Below are 22033 nucleotides of genomic sequence, written 5' to 3'. Positions count from 1 at the left end.
TTTATGGCGTCGGCTCGGGCGAGGGGCTCCTGGTAGGCTCCGGCGTCGGCTCGAACGAAGGGCTCCCGGTCGGGGACGGGAGCGGCTCGGCCGAAGGGAACCAGGTGGGCTCAGGCGATGGGCTCGGCTGCGGTCCCAGGGGCGTGAAGGGCATATATTCCGTCCGGCCGGTGCTGTCCAGCTTCACCAGGACCTGGACGTAGCTACGGCGCCCGATCAGGAGCGGCGCCACCGCGTCGCCGCTCCCGATCACCCGCCCCTCCTGGTCGATGGCCTCGACGTGGACCCTGGCATCCCCTGCGACCAGCGCCATCCCCGTCGCCTTCGACAGCTCGATCACGTTTTCGAGCGGGGCCTGGCTCGGCGATGGCGTAGGGCCACCGGGCGAAGGGGAAGCGAGCGGAACGACCGACAGGGTGGCCTGGGTCTCGAACACCCGGCCTGCGACCGAGAGGCTGACCCGCGCTCCTGCCACGTCGCGCGCCACCGCCTGGACCCGACGTCCCAGGTCGAGCTTGAGGGTCAGCGCCGGGGCTTCACTTGAGTTGCTCGGCCCGAGCGGAGCCTGGGAAGTCGGGGGAAGCGAGGCGCAGCCCGCGATCGCAAGCAAGAGCGCCCCTGCAAAGACGAAGAGCTTCGAAGGTTTCATGGGCTTCTCCTTTAAAGCGGCGCGCGCATGAGGCGGAAGGACTGCCAGTGGCTCTGGCCGTAGGAACCCTCGCCCCCGAAGGCGGTCCCCTGTTTGCGGAACCTCACGTGATAGGCGTAGTCGCCCGTCGGCGCGTCGACACCGACCGGATCGCTGACCTCCTCACCCGCCTTCCCGTTCCAGGCCACGCTGCCGGCAGGCCCCCAGGCGGAGCTCCAGACCGGCTGGTAAGTTGGCCGACCTTCCGTGTAGGAAGCCGACGCGACCACCACCTGGTATTCGGCGTCGGGCGCGCCGCTCTTCGGAGCGAAGGCGAAGGCGTCGAAGCCGGGCACGAACTCGCGCTTCGCAGTTGGACCGATCGAGGGCCTGAGCTCCCAGCCCACGTCGAGGCCGAACGACGCCTGGCCCATGTCGCTTACCTGGACGGGCGCCGAGACGACGCGCGCCGCGAGCGAGGGATCCATGAACCCCGTCGACGCGTCATAGACGACCTGATAGCGGCCTGGCGTGACCCCGAAGAAGAGGGTGTTCCCCTTCTCGTCCCGCGCCGTGCCTGCCTCAGCCGGCACGAAGGCCTCACCGTCCCAGCGCTTGAGGCCGAGCGGGAAGGGCATGGTCAGGGGATCCGATCCCCTGAGAAGCATCCCGGCGAGCCGGACAGGGGTCCGGCTCAGGGTCGAGCGGACGACACCGTTCTCGCTGACGGTCTCCTTGATCGTCCCTTCCAAGGGGGTCACCCACCGATCGAAGGTGTAGAGGCGACGCTCGTCGTTCGCCTCGTACTCGTTCGACCAGCGGAAGTGGCGAACCTTCGTCTGCCCCAGGAGGGGCTCGGAGTCGACCCGCACGGCATGCCCGGGCAGCTGATACCAGGCGTTGGAAGGGTAGCTCACCGACGGCTGGTGAGCGATCTGGCGCTCCAGGTGGTCCGCGTCCGTGGTGAAGGTCAAGTAGCTCGTGCCCTCGGGCGTCTCCAGCTGGAACGGCAGCACCCGGCGCCCGGGCATGAACTGGCCGTTGCCGAGTGCCGCCCTGAAGTCGGGGTCGAGGCCGTCGGGCTGGTCGAACGTCCGGTAATCCCGGGTGTTCGCGCCGAAGGTGACCCCGACGTCGGCCGCCGTGGAGCCGCCGACGGTCAAGGCGAACTGGGCCGCCGCCTGGACGCCGGGCAGCAGGTCCACCCAGCGCGACTGGGTGTCGATGAGCTGGTTTGTCACCACGTTCTGGGCCGACACGGTGAGCAGGGCATGCCCCGGGGCCAGATCCCCGAACACCGCGGGCACCCCGCTCTGAACGTCGAGGGTCCGGGGGGAGGCGTCGGACTGGTACGGGAACTCCAGCCGCACGTGGATGGCGATCGCCGACAGGTCCACGGCCTGGGCCCGATAGGCGCCCGAGTCGACGAGCAGCTTCAGGCTGCTCAGCGCTTGGGCCGTCGTCGCGGCCTCGGGCCTTGCGGCCAAGAGGTTTCCGGGCAAGGCCGCGCAGCCGCTCACGGTCGCCAGGGAAAGCGCGAGCACTGCGACGAAGGGGGAACGATTCTTCATGAGCATGGGCCTCACTCTCCCTATTGACGCACCGGCGCGGGGCCGGCGGGCGGCTCGAAGGCGACCAGACGGTATTCGCGCGTCTGGCGCGCCATCCCCTTGCCCTCGCTTCCGGGATCCTGGTTCGCGTGGAGGGTCACCTCGCGGATGCGGACGGGACCGACCCCCGGCACGACCCAGAGATCCCGCACCGAGGTGGCGTCAGGCCCGCCCTGCGCGGTGTAGAAGAGGTGCCGAGCGATCGCCGTGCCGCCGCCCGGCATGGGGACCTGCTCGTCGGGGAGAACCTGAATGCCCAGGGCCGCGGGCGCCGAGAGGCTCCGCATGAAGCCCCACTGCCAGTCCCAGCGCAGGTTGGTGCGCCAGCCGCTGGTCGGAGCCCCCTGAGCGTTGGACGAGACGAGGGCTTCTCCGTCGTCGTTCAGCAGCTGGACGCTCATCGTCTGGGTGCCGCCGGCGCGGTCCCCGTCGGTCCCGGCGACCTCGAAGACCCACTTGGAGCCGCTCGCCGCCGGGATCCCGAACGGGGCCGCCGTCAGATCGACCGAGGCCGTCGCCGCCTCGCGCGACGGGGCCTCGCGGCCCTGCTCGACGGTCACGGTGACCCCCGCGGAGGTCCCCCGGGGGATGGAGACCGGCACCCGGTTCGAGTTGACGCCGTCCACCGTGACCCCCAGGTAGAGCTGCTGGTTGCCGTTCGCGTGGAAGTAGTTCCAGAGGGCATCCACGAAGTGCCAGCCGTTCTCCATGCTGGACGGGATCGTCACCTCGATTCGCGAGTCCGAGACGACCTTCACGCTGGAAGGCGGCAGGTAGACCATGTTCCGGTACTGATGGGTCTCGGGCCCGAAGGCCGAGCCCCAGGCGTAGGTCCCTTCGCTCTCCAGGTAGACCCCGGCGGGCGACCAGTCGGGGTGGGACAGACCGAAGTTCCGGCCCTCCAGGACGATCCGATCCCCGATCTTGAAGGCGGTCGGGTTCACGACCTCGAGCTTCGGGGCCCCCTCGACCAGGATGTCCAGCGCAACGACCGAATGGTAGCCCGCGATCACGTCCACCGTCCGGGTGGCCGACCCGACGCTACGGCCTTCCTGGTCGAACAGCTCGGCCTTGAGGGTGACGCCCTCTTGCTGGGCAAGGCGCCAGGAGGCGCCGCCCATGGGGGCGGGTGGACCTCCCTCCATGCCCTGCGAGGTCATCCCGTCCTTGTTGGGGGTGGGCTCTGGCGCCGGGGCGGTAGGACGGGCCAGCTCGGCCGTGTGGACCGAGCCCGAAGCCTCCGTCAGGGTCACCACCGCGTGAGTCGCCCGGTTGGGGATGGCCTGGGCGCCGTACCCGACCTGCTTGTCGGGCCAGTGGAGGTGGAGCTCCACGGTGCCGCCCGTCGCGGCCGGCTGGGCCGCATCGACCCGGCTGGGAGCCCCGCGGCCCCCGAGGAGGGTAGGCGTCGCGCACCCCGCGATCGCCACCGAAAGGGCCAGGATGGCCAGCGTATGCAGTTGCGTTTGCTTCATGGCTCTCACCTATCGCACCTCGACCTGAATCGTGCCGTCCACGTCGCCGGAGAAGAAGCCCGGCGTCAGGCGGTAGGACGTCTTCGGGGCATCCGGCTTGGTCGGGTCGGCGACCGTCAGCACTGGCCAGGAGGCCAGACGGCTGAAGTCCACGCGGCCCAGGGAGTCGATGGGCACCTCGTAGTTGAGGGTTCCCAGGACCAGGTTGGAGGCGATGTCGACGAACGAGGCCTGGATGGTCACCTTCGGCGGAGAGGTCTCCACGTGGGCGAGGCCCTTCAGGCGCAAGCCGAGCGCCACGTCGTCCAGGGCGAAGGCCACGTCCGCTCCGGCGATCTCGGGCTTACCGTTCACCGTGCCCAGGCGCTCCTGGACGCCAAGAGCCAGGTCGTAGTGGCCCGGCTTGCCATCCTTGTCCAAGAGGCGCCAGATCGACTTCAGCTGGCCGCCCAGGAAGTCGTCGGCGGCCTTGATGTCGGCCGTGGCCGCGAGGGTGGGCGTTTGGGCGACGAGTGCCGCGTGCGACGGCCAGTTGGCGGTCGGCAGCGACGACTGGACCTTGGATTGGAGGAACTGGTAGAAGGCGGTGCTCGAGACGTCGCGGACCTGGTCCAGGGCCAGATCCAGCGCCGCGCCCCGGGCGGCCATCCCGCCGGGAGCCACGTCCAAGTGCAGCTTGCCTTGCCGCAGGGTCTTGAAGTCGGGGCGCATGCCGCCGAGCAAGGCGACCGAGCGCGTGCTCACCTCGGTGGCACCCGGCTCGTAGCCCTTCGCGATCGGCATCAGGTTCGGCTCGCTCACCCAGGCATCGGCATCCAGCTCCCCGTGAAGGTTGGCCGTGGTCAAGTCCTGCCCGGCCGGGGTCACGGCGAGGTCCAGGGTGTGCAGGCCGGTGCTGCCGCCGCTGAAGGAATAAGCCCCCTGGAAGCCGGGCCAGTACAGGACGCTCGGGACGCCGTCCACGAGATCGACGGCCTGGAACGGGGCGTCGATGAGCCGGAAGCTCGGGTTCTCGAGGCTCTGCACCCGGTACGGGGCAGCGGCCACGGTGGGCGACGGGGAAGGGGCGCGCTCGTCGCGGCGATCCCCGAACAATCGGGCGATGGTCGCGTCGAGGGCGGCCTTGATCTCCAGGAACTCGGGCGAGGTGCCGTACGTCCTGAGGTTGGAGTAGCGCGCGGCCAGCTCGGGGAGGCTGTGGAGCATCGCCAGCTCGGGGGCCAGGCGCAGGTCGAGGCCCGTCTGGTTGCCGTTCTGGTCGACCAGATCCAGGGCGATCGCCACCGGGGTCGAGGTGTTGTCGCGCACCGGGACCGCCAGGTGCTTGCCCTTGGCCAGCAGCTTATCCGCCTGCCAGGCCTCGGCGAAGACGTCGACCTGCTTCAGGGCCGGGTCGAGGGTGAACCTCGCGGTCCTCACGAAGGTCCCGTCGGTGGGCCGGGTCAGGACCTGGGACTGGATCGCGGTGCCATCGGCCTTCTTGACGAAGACCTTGACGGCGTCGGGGTTGAACTGGACGGCCTGCGTGCTCAGGCGCGGGCCGGGCCAGCGGATCTGGAAGTAAAGGCTGCCGCCCTGCGCGACCGGCTCGGCCAAGCGCGTGCCGGCGGCGCCGGGGGCCCCGGCCTCGCCTCCGAGGCGGTTGGGAATCGCGGCGGTGCATCCCACCAGGCTCAGGGCCAGCAAGAGCTCCCAGCGAAGGTATTGCTTCAATCTCACCTGCGGTCTCCTTGCCACTAGAACGAGGGGAAGACGATCTCGATCGGCGTCTCGGACTTGCGCACGATGGGGATCTGAACGGTCGCAGAGGGGGTGGCGACCAGGCGATTGGTCGGCGGGACGGGGAAGTTGGCCGTCACCGTGACCACCGCCGTGCCGCCGCCGCTGTTGGGCAGCGCTCGGACCGTGCCGTCCGCGTCGATCGACACCAGGTTCGGGGTCGTCGTGCTCCACTTCAGGTGGGGCGTGCTACCTGCGAGCGTCGACTCGCGGCGATCGTTCCAGACCAGGCGAGTGTTGAGCTTGACGGAGGTGAGGCCGCTCAGGTTGTTGTCGCCCGGCACGGTGAAGTCCGCGGGCACCGTGAGGCCCGCAACCCCGTCCGGCAACGCGGTGCGCACCGCGGCCACGCGCTCCGGCGTGGCCAGGAGCTGGATCGGCTTGATCGCCGAGAGCGCCGAGGGCAGGATGGGCTCGGCCTTGACGTTGACGTAGCCGGGGACCGCCGTCGGGTCGATCCGCAGGATGCCGGCGCCGACCGAGATCTTGCCTCCCTGGTCCCCTGCGGCGATGGACCACTTGGCCGCGGCGATCACCGTGTCGTCGGACAGGACGGTCCGGGTCTTCATGAGGGCGGCCCCGGGGTAGGCGGGGTCCACGACGGGCAGCCCGTCGACCACGAGCGGCAGGAAGATCTGGGTGGGGATCCCCGGCTCGAACTCGAAGCGCGAGACGGTCGGCATCGGCGGCGGCGTGGGGGTCGCGGTGGGGGCGGGGGTCGGCGTCGGGCGCGGGGTCGGCGCCGGGGTGGCCGCCGCCAGTTGCTCCTGGGCCGCCTTGGTCGCATCCTGACCCGCTCCCACCGCGACCGTGACCGTCTCCTCCTCGCCGGAGGGCTTGAGGCTCACGGTCTCGTCGTGGCTCCGGTGGGCCTCCTCGACCGCCGCCATGGGGCTGGGAACGTCGGCGAGGGCCGGATCGCTCTCCTTGGCCATGGCGATGGTCTTGAGGGCCATGTCGATCGACGCCGCGTTCCCCGCATTGGTATCCAGCAGGACGGAAGCCAGCAGGTCGGACTTGGCCCGGATGATCGTCTGGGTGGCCTCGACCGCTTTCTGGACCTCCTTGACGTCGATCGCCTTGAGGTTCCGGAAGTCCCCGCCGCTCTTGGCGGTGATGGCGGCCGTGACGACGGTCGAAGCGAAGTTGACGCTCTGGGGAGGCGGGTTGTCTCGCTGGTCCTTGCCGACCTTGACGATGGTGCGGAACTCCCGGTAAGCCCCAAGGGCGTCCACGAAGGGGGCGGTGATGTAGTAGACCTTGTTGAGGTCGAGCTTGAGGAGGACCCGGCCCTGGGAGTCGGTGGTGCCGACGATCTGCTGGCCGCCCGTGGTGCACAGGGCGATCACCACCGAGTTGGGAACCGGGGCCTCGCTGTAGGAAGAATCTTCGGCCTGGACCCGGTAGCCGGCGGCTTGTTGAAGACCGGCGGCTTGCTGGAGGCCGGCAGCCTGCTGGAGCGCGGGGGCAGCGAGGGTGAGGGGGACCGCTGCCTGCAACGGGGGAACCTTGACCGTGACGGTGCCGGCCTGCTGCTCGGGGGCCGGAGTGGGCGCTCCCCCCGTGATACCGGGCAGGGAGGTCAGGGCCTGGGGGCAGCCGGTGAGCGAAAGCGTCAAGGCGAGGGCCACCAGCGCCGGCCCGCCCATCCTACCTGCAATCCGTCCCGCCTGGTGGCGGCTCTTGGGTTCTGACATGCATGCTCTCCACTCGTGAAAAAGCGACGCGGCGGCTCGACTGAGGGAGCTGAATCCAGCGCCCACAGCGAAAATACCCCCCCTTGCTCCTTACGAGTTGGGACCATCGTCCCGACATGCGTCACAATTCCGTAACGTCATGTGACAAACAAACGACATAAGTTTTCAGCAAAAAAACGGCACCCCCGACCGGGGGTGCCGCTTTCGTGAAGAGTCGCTTAAGGCTAGGGCTGCTCGTCGTCCACCTGCTGGACGACGACCTTGGCGGCCTCGATCCAGGCCGCGATGCGCGCCTCGGTGGGGGTGCCGCCCTTGACGAAGGGACGCGAGATGTTGTTGGCCGCCCAGACGCGCTCGGCCAGGTTCCGGGCGTTGCGACGCGCAAGCTCCTTGACCGAGGCCACGCCGCAGGCTTCGAGCAGATCGGCCTGCTTGACGCCGATGCCCGAGATCCGCATCAGGTCCGCCTTGCGAGTCCAGCGCAGGATCAGCTTGTAGGAGATGCCGGTCTTGTCGGCGAGCACCTGACGATCCTTGCGGCTCTTGGTCGCATCGAGGTACTTGGCGGTGGTGTTGAGGCCCGCTTCCTTGAGCTTGGCGGCGTACACCGGGCCGATGCCCTGCATGTCGATGATCGTGTAGGCGCGATTCGCTTCCGCATCGACATCCTCGGCTACCGCCAGCGGCGAGCCCGTGGGGGTCCCGCAGCCAGCCAGCGCACCGAAAGCCAGCATCGCAACGAGGGCCAAGCGAACTTGCATCATGTCGAAAACCTCACTTTTCATCGTCTCATGACAAGGATTTAATACTTGCTTAATAGGTTTATCGCGCATGGCAGGAGCGATCTTGCGCAAGATCGCTCGATTTAACCTACTAATGACGATTCGTTATAGTTCAGAAAGCGAGGCGTGAGACGTCCTCGGCCCTGAAAGGCAGGCTCATGGCCAATCGTGGCCGATCCCAGAGGTTGCGCCAGTCGCCGCCGTGGCTGAAGCGTTCGGGCGCAAGGGCCTGAAGGGGCGGGATGAAGTTGGTCGCAAGCAACTCGTCCTCGGCGAAAGCCGCCAGCAGGTCGCTTTTGGCGATCCCTTCCTCGGAGAGAGGCAGATCCAGCGCGGCCTCGAAGTCATAGGGACGCGGATCCGTCCCACCCGCCCAGAAGCCTGGCGAGGCCTCGCCGGGGAAAGGATCGGCGGGCACTCCGTCGATGAAGAGGGCGAAGTGCAAGTGTGGCGGCACCAGGGGAAAGAAGGTCTCGATGGCGAGCCCCGTGCCGCCCGACTTGGCGATGAGCTCGCCGCGCGCCACTTTCTGGCCCTCGCGCACCAGCATCACGCTCAGATGCTGGTAGACCGTGGAGTAACCGCCCCCGTGATCGATCCAGAGGTAGTGGCCGCCCACGGGCTCGTGGCGCGCGGCGAGCACCACGCCCGCGGCGGCGGCGGTGACGGGGGTGCCGACGGGCACGACGAAGTCGGTGCCCAGGTGCTTGTCGTAGGTGAGCTGCCCCCCGCGCCAATCGCGGCAGGTAGTGACGGCAAAGCGCATGGGGTAGGCGATCGCGCGGCAGGTGTGGTCGAAGAAAGCGTAGACCGGCACATCACGGCCGCCCACCCGCAGCCCCAGGTAGGTCAGGGGCCCGCTCAGGGGCCTCAAGAGACCGAGGGTGCGGGGACTAAAGTCGATCGCCCGGAGCTTGGCTCCGGGCGATTCAAAGGATTCGCTCATTCTCCCATCAGGCGGCGGCTGTACTTGGTGTGCCGCACGCCGCGGTTGGCGACGTAGATGGGACCGTGAAGGTAGGCCGACAGGCCCTTGTGCTTGTCGCCGCCGAACATCCGGGTGTACTCGGCCAAGAGGCGGCAGCCGAACTCGAGGTTGGTCGCCGGATCGTAGAGGTCCTCGCCGCGGCGAGCGTGCCCCTTGCGGATCTGCATCAGGCCCATGGCATCACCGGTGCGCTCGCGGGGCTGGAAATCGCTCTCCAGCTTGATGAGGCGAGCGATGAGCAGGGGATCGTGGCCATGCTTGGTGGCCTTCTCGTGGATGAGCGGGGCGAAGCGCTCGGCCTTGGCGCGGCCGTAGTGCGAGGTGATGAAGCGAACGACGGGATCGTCCTTGGCGAGCGAGGGAGCTTGGCTCGCAGCGGTGGCGGGAAGGGCCAGACCGATGAGCAGCAGGGGCAGGACGACGAATTTACGCAAAGGCACCTCCTTGCTTAGAGGACCAAGTATAGCATGCAGGCAGAGGTTACCTGTTTGCACGCATATTGCGTCGGCGTTTCGAAGAGGTGAGCAAGCTGGCTAGCGTACACCCGTCGTGCTGCCCGTCGCCGAGGACTCAAGGCCGTTAGCCGCGGCGCTGCTGGGCGTCGCCAGGTAGAGACAGGCCGGGTAGCTCGCGTGCAGCCGCGGATCCCGGGGCGAATCGAGCACCGTGAGCGGAGCGCCCTCGACCGTGGCTCGGCCCTCCTCGCGGGCCGCCCCGTCGCGGGGCGTGCCGTGGGGGTCGGTGAAGCGGTAGCGGTAGCGCGAGACGAGCGTCCACTCACCGGCCTTCACCCGGCGCAGGTGGGTCGCCTGCAGGGCAATCTCCCCCTGGCAGACGTAGCCCGAAGCCACCAGGTGGCGATCGCGCAGGAGCGCGAGCACCACCCCGAGGATCGTCCCGAACAGGGGCAGCACGCAGAGCGCGAGCAGCATGAGCGCGCTGAACTGCAACTGAGGGCCCACCAGGCGAGCAAGGGGCGTCAGGGCCACCAGGCCCGAGATGAAGACCACCGCCCACAGCAGGCGCAGCAGGATCAGCAAGCCCTTGATCGGCTCAGCGGTCCCTCGAAGGCCCGCAGCACGCGGGATCGGCGCTTCGAGTTCGGGCTCCTTTTGCCAGGTACCGCCGCGCGCCTTGAAGGGCTGCTTGGCCGCGAGCGCCTCGAAGGTGCGAGCCAGGTTCGAGTTGCCCTGGCTCCGCAGGAGGGCCGGCAGGAAGACCGCGATCACGAGCAGCAGATCGAGACCGTAGGCGACGAACGGATCCAGGCGATGGAAGAGGAAGGCCACCGGCACCGCGAGCGGCAAGAGCCAGGCGGCGCGGCCAAACTCGCCCAGATTCGACGAGCGTAGGAACTTGGCGCTGCCCGCGAGGTTCCAGCCGCAGCCGGCACACCAGACGAGGGACTTGGTGCGGGTGTAGGGCTGGGTGCGCATCAGGGCGCCGCAAGCGGGACAGGGCAAATCGGTGGGACGGCCGAGAGCGGATGTGGTCTTCATATGAGCAATCATAGCAGAGGCCGCGCGTTGACAGGCTTGGGGCGGGGAAGCTATCTTGTCGGGGTCCCTTCCCTGTTAATTGAGTAGGAGATCCCCGACCGCCATGAAGCTCAAGCTGCCGGGCCTCGCCGTTCAGATCCTGCTGGGGTTGATCGCGGGTGCCCTCTTCGGTCACTTCCTGCCCCAGGCCGGGGTGAGCGTCCAACCTCTGGGCGACGCCTTCATCCGCATGATCAAGATGATCGTCGTGCCCATCGTCTTCTCGACGGTGATCCTGGGCGTGGCGGGAGTCGGCGACCTCAAGCGGGTCGGCAAGCTCGGCGGCCTCTCGCTGCTTTACTTCGAGATCGTCACGACGGTGGCCATCGTCCTCGGGGTGGGGTCGGCCTACCTCTTCAAGCCGGGACACGGGGTCTCGATCTCGGGGCTCGCCCGGACCGACGTGTCGCAGTACACCAGTCAGCATCACGACTCGATCCAGATGCTGCTGCACATCATCCCGACCAACATCCTGCAATCGGCCGCCAACGGCGAGCTCTTGCCCATCATCTTCTTCTCGGTGCTCTTCGGCGTGGCGCTCGCGGGCGCAGGGGCCGTGGGCCGGCCGGTGGTGGACTTCCTGCATGGGGTCTCGGACGCCATGTTCAAGCTCACCAACATGATCATGAAGGTCGCCCCCATCGGCGTCTTCGGCCTGGTCGCCGCCACCATCGGCAAGTACGGGATCGGCGTGCTGGTCCCCCTGGGCAAGCTGGTGGGCACCCTCTACATCACCATGGCCTTCTTCGTGCTGGTGGTACTCGGTGCGATCGCCTACTCCGCCAAGATCCCCTTCTTCCGCCTGCTGAAGCTGATCGGCCCCGAGATGCTGCTCGCCTTCTCGACGGCGTCGTCGGAGACGGTGCTGCCCCGCATCATGCAGAAGCTGGAGCGCTTCGGCTGCCCCAAGGGGATCGTCTCCTTCGTGGTGCCGACCGGCTACACCTTCAACCTGGATGGTTCGAGCCTCTACCAGGGCCTCGCCGTCGCCTTCATCGCCCAGGTCTACGGCCTGCACCTGGGCTTCGGCCAGCTCGTCTCGATCGTACTGGTGCTGATGCTGACTTCCAAGGGCATCGCAGGGGTGCCGGGCGTCTCGTTCGTCGTGCTCGCCGCTACCCTGTCGAGCACCGGCCTACCGGTGGAAGGCCTCGCCCTCATCGCGGGCGTCGACCGCTTCATGGACATGGGGCGCACCGTGGTCAACGTCATCGGCAACAGCCTCGCCGCCTGCGTGATCAGCCGCGTGGACGGCGGCTTCGACGACGCCAAGCCCGCCCGGAGCGAGTTCGAAGCCTCCATCCCGGAAGTCACCCACGCCTAACCCTCAGGACCACCATGCGCCCCTTCGCCACCCTCGCCGCCGCAAGCCTGCTTCCTCTCCTCGCCACCCCCGCCCTGGCCGTTTCCGAGGTGCCGTCGCTACGCTACGGCGGGGTCCCGCACCAGCGCCTCAAGGACCCCTTCGCCACCCTCTCGGTGGGCATGAACCTCGACACCTCGGTGCCGCTCGCCAGCCAGTGGCCGCTCGGCATCTCTGGCGGCGGCTTCTCGGAGGTCGCCCCGGCACCGCTGAGTTCGCTGATGCTCACGATTGGCGGGCTGCACTTCCACCGCCACGCCGAGATCTACGTGGGGGTCCCGGTCCAGCGCTTTGCCGCCGACATCGGCGCCCCCGGCGCTGAGCGCCAGGCCAAGGCCTCGAGCGCGCAGCTCACCTCGTTCAAGTACTACCCCTGGGCGCTTGATCTCGGCACGGTGCGCCCCTTCGTCTCCTCGGGTCTGATGCTGCGCGCCCTGTCGTTTTCGGACGGGGTGGATCCCACCACCAACCCCGGCGCCCAGACCAAGTACCTCTTGCCGCTCGGGCTGGGCCTCGGCTGGAGCTTCCCCGGCGGCATCCTGGATCTGCAGGCCCAGTACGCCTTCGGCGATCGCTGGGAAGTCGCCTCGGGCCTCGTCGCCCAGGACCTCGCCCAGCGCGCGCCGGCCTACACCACCCGGTGGCTGGACCTTTCGAGCATCCAATGGACCGTCGGCATCCGGACCAACCTCGACCCCTCGGCCGCTGCGGTCGAGCCCGGCTTCGTGGAGGCCGAGGAGGCCCGCGTGGCGCAGCGCCGCGCGAACGGGAGCGCCTCGACCCTCTCGGTGGGCATGGGACCCTCGGCACGTCTCTATGCCAACGACTCGACCTACTTCTCCGAGCGCCGCCCCTACCTCGGGGCTACCTACACCGAGGGGACCTTCCCCCACATGACCCTCGGCTACCGTCTCGATCCGCTGGACGCCGAGCTGCGGCTCTCCTACCGCAGCTTCGCGGGGCAGGCGGCCGCTTACGGCGCCCAGCTCGACACCTCGCGCTCGGGAGTGATGCTCGAGGCCTTCAAGCTGTTCGATCCCAACTTCTACGGCTTCGTGCCGTTCGTGGGGGCAGGCCTCGGCTACGAGACCGGCACCTTCAAGGACGTGGCCGCCGGCGTCACGACGACCGCGAACACCCAGCGCCTGGTGCCCTCGCTCATCGCCGGCTGGGACATCCGCATGGACCCGAGTTCTGCCTGGCTGTTGCGTACCAACCTGCGCTGGACCCCCTCCTTCTCGCTCGATACCGGCAAGGGCAGCGCCTTCGACCTGGGCGGGCTGGAGTACGACTTCATCCAGCTGGTCGTCTACCCTCAGCGCCTCTTCTCGAAGTAGCATCTACCGAACATCACGCGGCCCCGGCATCGCCCCGACTCGGGGCGATGCCGGGGCCGCGCTCGTGCCTCAGCTCCGGTGAAAGTTGCCGTGGAAGCCAAGCGGCAGATGGTTCGGCAAGAGGGCCTCGGCGACCGGGCCCCCGGCCAAGTCCTCGCCGTCGAGCACCACCAGGCGACTGCGATGGGCCTCGGGGTCGTAGACCATCGACAGGAGCCAGACGGCCTCTTCTTGCGCCCTCCCCTCCTTGACGACAGGGACCGCCTCGCCGACCAGATGCCCCGCAGGCGCGCACCAGCGCTCCAGCCGGCCGGTCTTCGCGTCGTGGCGCGCAACCGCTCCGAACGGCTCCCCCTGAGTCTCGGGTGCATCCTGGCGGCTCGAGACGAAATAGCCATAGCGGTGCGCCTTCCCCTGGCGCCTGGGATCGATCCGCGGGAACTCGAAGGTCCCCGGATGCAGCGTCTCGGCCGCGACCCGGCCGTCGCGGTAGAGGCGCAGGCGCTCGAGGCGCCCCGCTTCGAAGGCCGAGAAGCCGCGGGTCCGGACCCCACCGACCGCATCCAGGATCGCCCCGCTCGAAAACGCGACCAGATCCAGCACCACCGTGTCCTGCTCGTCGAAGCAGTTGAGCACATGGAAGGAATACATGGCAGGCAGTTCGTAGCGCCGGAGGTTCCCGCCGTCGCGATCGGTCACCAGGACGCAAGTGCCCCGCTCGGGCTCCCAGCGCGCGGCCTCGGCGGGGGATGCCATCCCCGCAAGGAACTTGAAGGGGTTGAACACGTGTGGGAAGAGCGGGACGACGATGTGGCGCTCCGAGAGGCCGAAGTCGTGAACCAGGCTTGGCATGTAGGGAAGCGCCAGCTCGAAGCGGCGGCCGAGACTGCCCGCGGCCCCATGGCTCGTCACGATGACCTTGGGGTCGCGGCCGAACTGGAGGCAGGCCGCGACCGCCTCGCGGCGCTCGGGGTCCCAGTGGGGATGGGCGCTATAGCCCTCGCCCCCCGTGAGGGCCCCCAGATCCTCACTGCCCAAGGTCTCGAGGGTGACGGGGTCGAGCGCGACAGGGCGGCTCCCCTCTTGCAGGGCGTAGAGGCGATCGCCCAGGCGCAGGGCGTTGGTATTGGCCGTGCCCATGTAGCCGTTGCCGAGCACCCCGCCCAGCATTCCCGAGGGCCGGGTCCCGAAGCATCCCACCGGGCGATCTGTCGCTTGCGATCGCGCAAGGGCCTCGGTCTGAACGAAGCGGCTGCGGTAGCGCGCGCCGCCTCGGCCGTCGAGTGCGATCGCATGGAGCTGACCGTGGCCGTCGAACCAGTGCTGGAAGCTCCCCTTCGGCCAGTCGAAGGCCGTCGGCACGACCCTGTACAGGGTCCCGGCCAGGCCTTCGGGCAACGTCCCCGTGATGGGCAAGGAAACATCCGTCACCTCTTCCCACAGGTCCTCGAAAGCCCTTGAGCTCAGGCGCGTTGCAACTGCAGGGGTCTGCATGGGAAGCCCTCCTCTCGATGTGCTAGAATCAGATAGTCTCACTATCCATCTCATTGGCGGATAGTAAGACTATCTGATTAGACTGTCAAGCGCCTTGGAAAGACCCGCCATGAAAATCTCCGAACTCAGCCAGCGCTCAGGCGTGCCCCTCGCCACCCTCAAGTTCTACCTGCGCGAGGGGGTGCTGATGCCCGGCATTCCCACCGGTCCGAACCAGGCCACCTACACCGACGAGCACCTGCGGCGTCTCGCGCTCATCCACGCGCTCAAGGAGGCGGGCCATCTCTCGATCGGCGGCATCCGCAAGGTCACCGCGCTGGTGGACCAGCCCGACGCTCCCGTCTGGGACGTACTCGGCGTGGCCGTGGATGCCCTGAGCGAGCGAGAGGCTGCGATCGAGCCGGCCGATGCGGCGCGCCTCTCGGCGGAGGCCGATGTGGATCGCCTGCTTGCGGGCTTCGGCTGGCAGACCCGCCCAGAGGCTGCCGCAAAGCAAGACCTGGTGGATGCCCTTCTGGCCATGCGCCGCTTGCTGAGCCCCAATCTGCCCGTCGAGACCCTCCTCCCCTATGCCCAGGCGGTCGAGGCGCTCGCCAGCCAAGAGGTCGCCTACACCGCCGAGGCCGTCAGGAGCGACGCCACCCGGGCCATCGAGGAGGTGGTGCTCGGCACCATGCTCTTCGAGCCGGCGATCATCGCCCTGCGCCGCCTGGCGCACGAGCATCTGGCCAACCCCACCCGGCAGGCCGAGGGGGCGCCGAAGCCCGAAACTTGCTGCGATCGCCCGGGGATGGGACAATTGACGCCAGAGCCCCCGAGTAAGACCGACCGGAAGTAGCGCCGATGATTGATCCGAAAGCCCCGCACGTGCCCGGCCTCTACATGCGCGAGCAGCAGGAGGCCTTCGAGGCCGCCTACCTGTCGCCCAAGGCCGCCCGTGCCGCGACGACCCGCGGCCGGCAGAAGCCCGAGGCCCCCTGCGCTTACCGCACGGACTTCCAGCGCGACCGCGACCGCATCGTCCATTGCAAGGCCTTCCGCCGCCTCAAGCACAAGACCCAGGTCTTCATCTCGCCGGACGGCGACCACTATCGCACCCGCCTGACCCACACCCTCGAGGTCTCCCAGGTCTCACGCTCCATCGGACGGGCGCTGAGGCTCAACGAGGACCTGATCGAGGCCATCTGCATGGGCCACGACCTGGGGCACCCTGCCTTCGGGCACACCGGCGAGCACGCCCTGGCGCGCTGCGTGCCGGGCGGCTTCCAGCACAACGCCCAGAGCCTGCGGGTCGCCGACGTCCTGATGGACCTCAACCTCACGGACGAGGTCCGCAACGGCATCCGCTGGCACACCGGCGTCGAGACCCCCTACACCCTCGAAGGCCAGATCGTGAAGATCTCCGACCGGGTCGCCTACCTCAACCACGACGTGGACGACGCCATCCGCGCGGGCCTCTTGCGCTTCGAGGATCTGCCCGCGCGCTACCGGGCCCTCGGCACCAGCCACGCCCAGCGTATCGGCGCCATGATCCACGACCTGGTCGTCTCGAGCTTCAATCAGGACAAGATCCAGATGAGCCCCGAAATGTGGGACATCCAGACCGAGCTGCGCATCTTCATGTTCCAGAAGGTCTACCTGAACTCCCAGGCCAAATCCGAGGAGAGCAAGGCCCGCCGCCTGGTCACCGACCTGTTCAATCACTTCATGGAGCAGCCCGCCAAGATGCAGCAGATCTGGGGCGAGGCCTACAACCCCGAGCAGCACACCCAGCACGTGGTCGACTACGTGGCCGGCATGACCGATCGTTACGCGATCCGCGTCTACGAGGAGATCTTCATCCCCCGTCCCTGGACCATCTTCGGCAAGAACGGATCCCAATAACCCACCCATGAGCAAGGACTTTCCCGGAGGGCTCGATCCGGTCGAGCTCGTGCGCGATCGCGCCGACATCCTCGAGATCATCGGCGAGAGCGTCGTACTCAAGCGATCGGGCCGCAACTACACGGGCCTCTGCCCCTTCCACGGCGAGAAGACCCCCTCCTTCAACGTCAACCCCGAGAAGCGCATCTTCCGCTGCTTCGGCTGCGGCGAGGGCGGCGACGTCTTCGCCTTCGTCATGAAGCAGCAGAACCTGGGCTTCCGCGACGCCCTCAAGGTGCTCGCCGAGCGCTACGGCATCGCCATGGCCGAGTCGGACCCCATGGCCGACGAGCGCAAGCTGATCCGAGAGGCCAACGAGCTGGCTGCCGCCTTCTACCGCAAGTTCCTTTCCGAGAGCCCGGCCGCCCAGGACGCCCGCACCTACCTGGAGGTCCGCGGGGTCGGCCCCGAGCTGCAAGAGACCTTCAGCCTGGGCTACGCCCCGCGCGAGTGGGACGCCCTGCACCGCTACCTCACCGGCAAGGGCGTCAGCGCCAAGGTCCAGGAGGACGCGGGGCTGGTGCGCGCGCGCAAGGAGGGGAACGGCTTCTACGACTACTTCCGGGGCCGGGTCATCTTCCCGATCACCGGGGATTTGGGCCAGGTGATCGCCTTCGGCGCCCGCGCCATCCACCAAGGTGACGAGCCCAAGTACCTCAACAGCCCTGACACCCCCCTCTACCACAAGGGGCGCCACCTCTACGCCCTGCCGCTCGCCAAGGAGGGCATCAAGCGCAAGGATCGTGCCCTCCTCATGGAAGGGTACATGGACGTGATCGCCGCCCACCGCTCGGGCTTCACCGAGGCGGTCGGAGTGCTTGGCACCGCCCTGACCCCGCCTCAGGCCAAGAGCCTCCTGCGCTACTCCAAGCGGGTGGTCGTCTCCTACGACGCGGACAAGGCCGGCCAGGCCGCCACCGACCGGGGGATCGCCACCCTCGAAGAGGTCGCGGGCGCTGCCGCCCTGGACGTGCGGGTGCTGCGCATCCCCGAGGGAAAGGATCCCGACGAGTTCCTCAAGCACCACGGCCCCGAGGCCTTCGAAGGGCTGATCGAGGGCGCCACCACCCTCATCCAGTACCAGCTCGACCGCGCCATCGAGGGCGTCGGCGACACCCTCGACAGCCCCGAAGGCAAGGAAGCCGCCGTCCAGGCGTGCAAGAAAATCCTCGGCCGGGTATCCAGCGCGGTGCTGCGCGACGAGTTCTACGCCCAGCTCGCCAAGCGGCTCGACGTCAGCCGTGACGCCCTCTCACTGGAAATCGGGAAAGAGTTCCGGCATAATAGAGCACCCCGAAGGTCGCACGGTATCCCCTTGGCAAAACGGAACGGTTTCCGTCAGGCCGAAGCGGATCTGTTGACCCTGATGGTCGAACATAACACCGTCCGACAGGACGTCGCTGAGCAGTTGGCGGGCATCCCCTTCACCGATGAGGACTGTCAATGGCTCAGAGAGACGATCGAAGCCTGGCCGGCCGAAAAGGAATTGAGCTGGGAGGCGTTACTTACCGAATACACTGGGGAACAAGAACAGGGGTTCATTTCCCGCCTCGCCTTCGGCGCGGATTCGGAGAAATGGCACGACGTGGCGCAGGCGGCGACTTCGATCATCCACACCATCGCCATCAGCTTCTGGACCCAGGAGCACGACACCTGCAAGGAGCTCCTGGAAGAAGCGATGCGCGCCGGCGCCCCCCCGGACGAAATCAACGAAGTTTTGCGGCAGTACAAGCATGCGCTCACGCGCAAGGAAGAACTAAAATCGCGCAGTGGTAGCGTGTTGCCAACCCATAAGATCGGGTAACCAATCATGGGGCCCCCAGCGGGGTATCGGACGCTGCCTGGTGACCATCCCTATCCAGTGCTGACGGTGAGGGTGGACCTACGGAGATGAATAACTTGGCCAACAAGACGGAAAGCCTCAAGGACAAGAGCCACGCGAGTGTGGACGACATCCTGGAGGTCTTCCCCGAACCGGAAGAACCCCATGATGAGGGCGATGATCTCATGGATCATGGCCTCGAGGCCTCGGACGAGCCTGGCGAGTCAGGCGACGAGCCGGCCCTCGACCTCTCGATCCCCAAGGGCGTCTCGACGGACGACCCCGTGCGGATGTATCTGCGCGAGATCGGCTCGATTCCCCTTTTGAGCCCCGCCCAGGAGATTGAGCTCGCCCGCAAGATCGCCGCCGGCAACGAGCGCGCCAAGCGCAAGCTCGCCGAGGCCAACCTGCGCCTGGTGATCTCGATCGCCAAGAAGTACGTCGGGCGCGGCATGCTCTTCCTGGACCTGATCCAGGAGGGCAACCTGGGCCTGATCCGCGCGGTCGAAAAGTTCGACCACGAGAAGGGCTTCAAGTTCTCGACCTACGCGACCTGGTGGATCCGCCAGGCCATCACCCGCGCGATCGCCGACCAGGCCCGCACCATCCGCATCCCGGTGCACATGGTCGAGACGATCAACCGCCTCAAGAAGGTCTCGCGCAAGCTTGCGCAGGACCTGGGCCGCAAGCCCAGCGAGGAAGAGATCGCCAAGGAGATGGAAGTCACCGTCGAGAAGCTCCGCGAGATCATCAAGGTCGCCCAGGAGCCCGTCTCGCTCGAGACCCCCATCGGCAAGGAAGAGGATTCCAGGCTCGGGGACTTCATCGAGGACAAGGAGACCGAGGCCCCGGTCAACGCCGTGACCCACGAGCTCCTGCGCGAGGACATCAACGACGTGCTGAGCACCCTCAGCTCGCGTGAGCGCGACGTCCTGCGCCTGCGCTTCGGCCTGGACGACGGCCGCAGCCGCACCCTCGAAGAGGTCGGCCAGCAGTTCGGCGTCACCCGCGAACGCATCCGCCAGATCGAGGCCAAGGCCCTGCGCAAGCTGCGGCACCCCAACCGCAACAAGCGCCTGCGCGAGTACATCGAGTAAGAACCCAGAAGGGGCGCCGATTGGCGCCCCTTCTGCTTTGCTTAGTCCAAGCGATCGATTTGCACGTCGTCGAAGGCGACGTGGGCATCCTCGTTGTAGAGGCCGATGACTCCCGACGCGTAGGGCGTGGGGTCCGTGTAGGGGGTGCCGAGCGCGACCCCGTCGCCCTTGAGCGAGATGACGCCCCCGCGCTGCTCCACTTCAAGGGTGTGCCAGGCCTCCAGCGAGAAGGGCGTCTCGCCCGTCGCCAAGAAGCGCTGCTCGGGCCCGTTCGCGCCGGGCACCACCTTGCCGAGCTCCCAGCCGTTGGGCTTGAGCAGGGCGTAGTAGAAGTGGTTCTCGTCGGTGTGGTGCCAGATGAGCCAGGGCACCTCCCAGGGATTGGGCGCCGAGCCCGTGCGCAACTGCTGGACGGTGCGCAGCTTCACCCGAGCCCTGAAGTCGCCGAAGCGCTCGCGGGTCGTCACGAGCGAGGCATGGGTCTCGTCGGGCCGCGTCGAGGCCATTGGCGCCTGCTCCAGCACCTTGCCGCCCCGCTCGGCGATACCGACACGCCCGTAGCCCGTGTAGGCCAGGCGCCAGGCGCCGTGCTCCGAGGGCTCGACCCAGTTCCCCAGCGAGAAGCCTTCCCAGTCCTCTTGCAGGCCGCTCACCGCGGCCGACGGCGCAGCGCTCGCCGTGGACTTGAGGCGTGCATCCTCGTCCCCGCCGGCGCACGCCGGGAGTAGCAAGAGGGCTAAAAGCGCCCAGGCTCCCGGTCGCCGCTTCTGATTCCTGCCTGAAGTAAAGGCCATCCGTCCGCTCCTTGCGGGGCTCCTGGCCCCTTCTCCGGTATACCCGGTCCGGAAGCGCTCGATCATGGGTCTTTACTTTTTCAAGTTCATGCTTTAAATTTTCAAGCATGAAATTAAACCAGTTCCCTTCCCGCTGTCCCGTCTGCACCGACGCCCTGCGCGTGACCGAGCTTGGCTGCCCTGGCTGCGCGACCCAGTTGCGCGGCACGTTTGGCCTGCCCCTCTTGGCCCAGCTGCCCTCGGACTTGCAGGAGTTCATCGTCACCTTCGTCACCTGCCGCGGCAACATCCGCGAGGTCGAGAAGGCCCTCGGGATCAGCTACCCCACCGTCCGCAACCGCCTGGAGAGCGCCATCGAGGCCCTCGGGCGCAGCACCCCGACCGTCACCCCGAGCGCGCAGCCGAGCCGTGCCGAGATCCTCGCCTCCCTGGAGCGCGGCGAGCTCAGCGCCGCCGAGGCGATCGCCAAGCTAGAGGATATCAACGCATGAACGACGAACGCATGAAGGTCCTGACCATGCTCGAAGAGGGCAAGATCACCGCCGCCGAGGCGGCGACCCTGCTGACGGCCCTCGGCAAGTCCGAACCCACCGCCCAGGCCCCGAGCACCCCTGCGACCGAGGCACAGGCTCCTCAGGCGCCCCTCTCGCTGGCGCACCAGATGGCGCCCGCCTTCGAGCAGGTCAACAAGGTGCTCGATCGCCTCCCCGAGCAGATCGCCACCGAGCACCTGCCCAAGGTGGGCAAGGGCGTGAGCCGCGTGGTCGACGTCCTCTCGGGCCTGCTCAACCAGGGCCTCGGCATGATCGAGAGCCACCTGCAGCCCACCCACACCTTCGAGCAGACCCTCGCCTTCAGCGAGACGGCCGATCTGGTGGGCTTCGACGTGCAGAACACCCACGGCACCATCCGCCTGATCGGTGAGGACCGCGAGGACGTCGCCATCAAGGTGGTGGCCCATATCCCCGGCGCCACCTACGAGGCCGCCCAGAGCTTCTTCGCCGAGCACCCCGTCACCCTGCGGCGCGAGGGCGCCCAGCTGCGCCTCACCCCGCCGACCTCGCTCTCCCAGAGCCACCCCATCGGCGCGCTGATGATGCGCCACCGCTACGACTTCGAGTGCCGCCTGCCCCGGCACCTGGTGCCGCAGGCCGCGAGCATCAGCGGCGACCTGCACGCCGACGACCTGCGCTACGGGGGCCACGGCCACCTCAAGACCGTCTCGGGCGACATCCAGGTCCAGGGCATCGAGGGCAACCTCTCGCTCAACACCGTCAGCGGCGAATTGACCGCCACCGACTGCGCCGGCCACATGGACGCCCGCGCCATCAGCGGCGACGTAATCCTGCGCAAGGCCTGGCTCTCGGGCAGCGCGAGCACCGTCAGCGGCAGCATCGACCTGGACGGCAAGCTCTCGGGCGACCTCAAGCTCAAGAGCATCAGCGGCGACATCGAGGCCGAGGTCGAGGCGGCCTTCGCCATGAGCGCGAGCACCACCTCGGGCAACATCGACGTGCGCCTCGCGAGCGGCTCGAGCGGCTACGTGGACGCCTCGACCCGCTCAGGCGACCTGGAGATGAAGCAGGACCTGACGGAGACCATCTTCGCCAAGCGTCACATCAAGGGGAAGCTCAACAACGGCACCGCCGCGCTCACCTACTCGACCATCAGCGGCGACGTCACGATCCGCTAGACCGCGTAGCAGC

Annotated in this window: 19 protein-coding genes; 8 read left to right on the top strand and 11 right to left on the bottom strand. The window is 67.8% G+C overall.

Going from position 1 to position 22033, the window contains the following annotated elements; genetic code table 11:
- Position 1: 1 nt before the first annotated feature.
- The 9 genes from J7643_14305 to J7643_14265 all read right to left on the bottom strand — a co-directional run bounded on the left by J7643_14305 (position 2) and on the right by J7643_14265 (position 10458).
- A complete protein-coding gene (locus J7643_14305; protein ID MBO9541758.1) occupies positions 2–649 on the bottom strand; it encodes a hypothetical protein in 648 nt (215 codons plus the stop codon).
- An 11-nt stretch (positions 650–660) separates the two neighbouring features.
- Positions 661–2199, bottom strand: coding sequence for a hypothetical protein (locus J7643_14300; protein MBO9541757.1), 1539 nt, complete (start codon positions 2197–2199; stop codon positions 661–663).
- Positions 2200–2219: 20 nt separating this feature from the next.
- Complete coding sequence (locus J7643_14295) at positions 2220–3713, bottom strand: hypothetical protein (GenBank protein ID MBO9541756.1); 1494 nt, start codon at positions 3711–3713, stop codon at positions 2220–2222.
- Between the two features lie 9 nt (positions 3714–3722).
- Positions 3723–5432, bottom strand: coding sequence for a hypothetical protein (locus tag J7643_14290; protein MBO9541755.1), 1710 nt, complete (start codon positions 5430–5432; stop codon positions 3723–3725).
- A gap of 17 nt (positions 5433–5449) precedes the next feature.
- Positions 5450–7189 (bottom strand): hypothetical protein, encoded by a 1740-nt coding sequence (locus J7643_14285; protein ID MBO9541754.1) that lies wholly within the window; start codon positions 7187–7189, stop codon positions 5450–5452.
- 224 nt (positions 7190–7413) lie between these two features.
- Complete coding sequence (locus J7643_14280; GenBank protein ID MBO9541753.1) at positions 7414–7953, bottom strand: DUF4332 domain-containing protein; 540 nt, start codon at positions 7951–7953, stop codon at positions 7414–7416.
- Between the two features lie 130 nt (positions 7954–8083).
- Entirely contained in the window at positions 8084–8917 is an 834-nt protein-coding gene (locus tag J7643_14275; GenBank protein ID MBO9541752.1) for a M23 family metallopeptidase, read from the bottom strand.
- Positions 8914–9393, bottom strand: coding sequence for a lytic transglycosylase domain-containing protein (locus J7643_14270; protein ID MBO9541751.1), 480 nt, complete (start codon positions 9391–9393; stop codon positions 8914–8916). Before J7643_14270 ends, J7643_14275 begins: the two co-directional genes overlap by 4 nt.
- Before the next feature lie 99 nt (positions 9394–9492).
- On the bottom strand, positions 9493–10458 hold the full coding sequence (locus J7643_14265; GenBank protein MBO9541750.1) for a hypothetical protein: 966 nt from the start codon (positions 10456–10458) through the stop codon (positions 9493–9495).
- A 103-nt stretch (positions 10459–10561) separates the two neighbouring features.
- Here J7643_14265 and J7643_14260 point away from each other — a divergent pair, with 103 nt between their 5' ends.
- Positions 10562–11821, top strand: coding sequence for a cation:dicarboxylase symporter family transporter (locus tag J7643_14260; GenBank protein ID MBO9541749.1), 1260 nt, complete (start codon positions 10562–10564; stop codon positions 11819–11821).
- Between the two features lie 14 nt (positions 11822–11835).
- A complete protein-coding gene (locus tag J7643_14255) occupies positions 11836–13197 on the top strand; it encodes a hypothetical protein (GenBank protein MBO9541748.1) in 1362 nt (453 codons plus the stop codon).
- A 69-nt stretch (positions 13198–13266) separates the two neighbouring features.
- Here the strand turns inward: J7643_14255 and J7643_14250 are convergent, their stop codons facing one another.
- Positions 13267–14691 carry a carotenoid oxygenase family protein gene (locus tag J7643_14250; protein MBO9541747.1) on the bottom strand — a complete coding sequence of 475 codons (1425 nt, stop codon included), beginning with the start codon at positions 14689–14691 and terminating at the stop codon, positions 13267–13269.
- Between the two features lie 109 nt (positions 14692–14800).
- Here J7643_14250 and J7643_14245 point away from each other — a divergent pair, with 109 nt between their 5' ends.
- The 4 genes from J7643_14245 (at position 14801) to rpoD (ending at position 19533) form a co-directional block, all read left to right on the top strand.
- A complete protein-coding gene (locus tag J7643_14245) occupies positions 14801–15529 on the top strand; it encodes a MerR family transcriptional regulator (GenBank protein MBO9541746.1) in 729 nt (242 codons plus the stop codon).
- 44 nt (positions 15530–15573) lie between these two features.
- The gene (locus J7643_14240; GenBank protein ID MBO9541745.1) at positions 15574–16575 is read left to right on the top strand and encodes a deoxyguanosinetriphosphate triphosphohydrolase; all 1002 of its coding nucleotides are present in this window, start codon (positions 15574–15576) and stop codon (positions 16573–16575) included.
- A gap of 7 nt (positions 16576–16582) precedes the next feature.
- The gene (locus tag J7643_14235) at positions 16583–18418 is read left to right on the top strand and encodes a DNA primase (GenBank protein MBO9541744.1); all 1836 of its coding nucleotides are present in this window, start codon (positions 16583–16585) and stop codon (positions 18416–18418) included.
- An 86-nt stretch (positions 18419–18504) separates the two neighbouring features.
- Positions 18505–19533, top strand: a complete 1029-nt coding sequence (gene rpoD, locus J7643_14230; GenBank protein ID MBO9541743.1) for an RNA polymerase sigma factor RpoD — start codon at positions 18505–18507, stop codon at positions 19531–19533.
- A 41-nt stretch (positions 19534–19574) separates the two neighbouring features.
- Here the strand turns inward: rpoD and J7643_14225 are convergent, their stop codons facing one another.
- Positions 19575–20327: a calcium-binding protein gene (locus J7643_14225; protein ID MBO9541742.1), complete on the bottom strand. Its 753-nt coding sequence runs from the start codon at positions 20325–20327 to the stop codon at positions 19575–19577.
- 107 nt (positions 20328–20434) lie between these two features.
- On the opposite strand from J7643_14225, the gene J7643_14220 reads away from it, so the two are divergent.
- Together J7643_14220 and J7643_14215 are read left to right on the top strand one after the other, a co-directional pair.
- On the top strand, positions 20435–20818 hold the full coding sequence (locus J7643_14220; protein ID MBO9541741.1) for a DUF2089 domain-containing protein: 384 nt from the start codon (positions 20435–20437) through the stop codon (positions 20816–20818).
- A complete protein-coding gene (locus tag J7643_14215; GenBank protein ID MBO9541740.1) occupies positions 20815–22020 on the top strand; it encodes a DUF4097 family beta strand repeat protein in 1206 nt (401 codons plus the stop codon). Before J7643_14220 ends, J7643_14215 begins: the two co-directional genes overlap by 4 nt.
- Positions 22021–22033 lie beyond the last annotated feature (13 nt).

This window comes from bacterium (assembly GCA_017744355.1).
Taxonomy (GTDB): Bacteria; Cyanobacteriota; Sericytochromatia; order S15B-MN24; family UBA4093; genus JAGIBK01.
This window is presented reverse-complemented; position numbering and strand designations above follow the sequence as displayed.

Bases quoted from the DNA above. Each gene is read 5' to 3' on its own strand.
- J7643_14305 (MBO9541758.1), bottom strand. From the start codon at position 649: ATGAAACCTTCGAAGCTCTTCGTCTTTGCAGGGGCGCTCTTGCTTGCG.
- J7643_14295 (MBO9541756.1), bottom strand. From the start codon at position 3,713: ATGAAGCAAACGCAACTGCATACGCTGGCCATCCTGGCCCTTTCGGTG.
- J7643_14280 (MBO9541753.1), bottom strand. From the start codon at position 7,953: ATGATGCAAGTTCGCTTGGCCCTCGTTGCGATGCTGGCTTTCGGTGCG.
- J7643_14240 (MBO9541745.1), top strand. From the start codon at position 15,574: ATGCGCGAGCAGCAGGAGGCCTTCGAGGCCGCCTACCTGTCGCCCAAG.
- J7643_14235 (MBO9541744.1), top strand. From the start codon at position 16,583: ATGAGCAAGGACTTTCCCGGAGGGCTCGATCCGGTCGAGCTCGTGCGC.
- J7643_14220 (MBO9541741.1), top strand. From the start codon at position 20,435: ATGAAATTAAACCAGTTCCCTTCCCGCTGTCCCGTCTGCACCGACGCC.
- J7643_14250 (MBO9541747.1), bottom strand. From the start codon at position 14,691: ATGCAGACCCCTGCAGTTGCAACGCGCCTGAGCTCAAGGGCTTTCGAG.
- rpoD (MBO9541743.1), top strand. From the start codon at position 18,505: ATGAATAACTTGGCCAACAAGACGGAAAGCCTCAAGGACAAGAGCCAC.
- J7643_14285 (MBO9541754.1), bottom strand. From the start codon at position 7,189: ATGTCAGAACCCAAGAGCCGCCACCAGGCGGGACGGATTGCAGGTAGG.
- J7643_14265 (MBO9541750.1), bottom strand. From the start codon at position 10,458: ATGAAGACCACATCCGCTCTCGGCCGTCCCACCGATTTGCCCTGTCCC.
- J7643_14245 (MBO9541746.1), top strand. From the start codon at position 14,801: ATGAAAATCTCCGAACTCAGCCAGCGCTCAGGCGTGCCCCTCGCCACC.
- J7643_14255 (MBO9541748.1), top strand. From the start codon at position 11,836: ATGCGCCCCTTCGCCACCCTCGCCGCCGCAAGCCTGCTTCCTCTCCTC.
- J7643_14300 (MBO9541757.1), bottom strand. From the start codon at position 2,199: ATGAAGAATCGTTCCCCCTTCGTCGCAGTGCTCGCGCTTTCCCTGGCG.
- J7643_14225 (MBO9541742.1), bottom strand. From the start codon at position 20,327: ATGGCCTTTACTTCAGGCAGGAATCAGAAGCGGCGACCGGGAGCCTGG.
- J7643_14275 (MBO9541752.1), bottom strand. From the start codon at position 8,917: ATGAGCGAATCCTTTGAATCGCCCGGAGCCAAGCTCCGGGCGATCGAC.
- J7643_14260 (MBO9541749.1), top strand. From the start codon at position 10,562: ATGAAGCTCAAGCTGCCGGGCCTCGCCGTTCAGATCCTGCTGGGGTTG.
- J7643_14215 (MBO9541740.1), top strand. From the start codon at position 20,815: ATGAACGACGAACGCATGAAGGTCCTGACCATGCTCGAAGAGGGCAAG.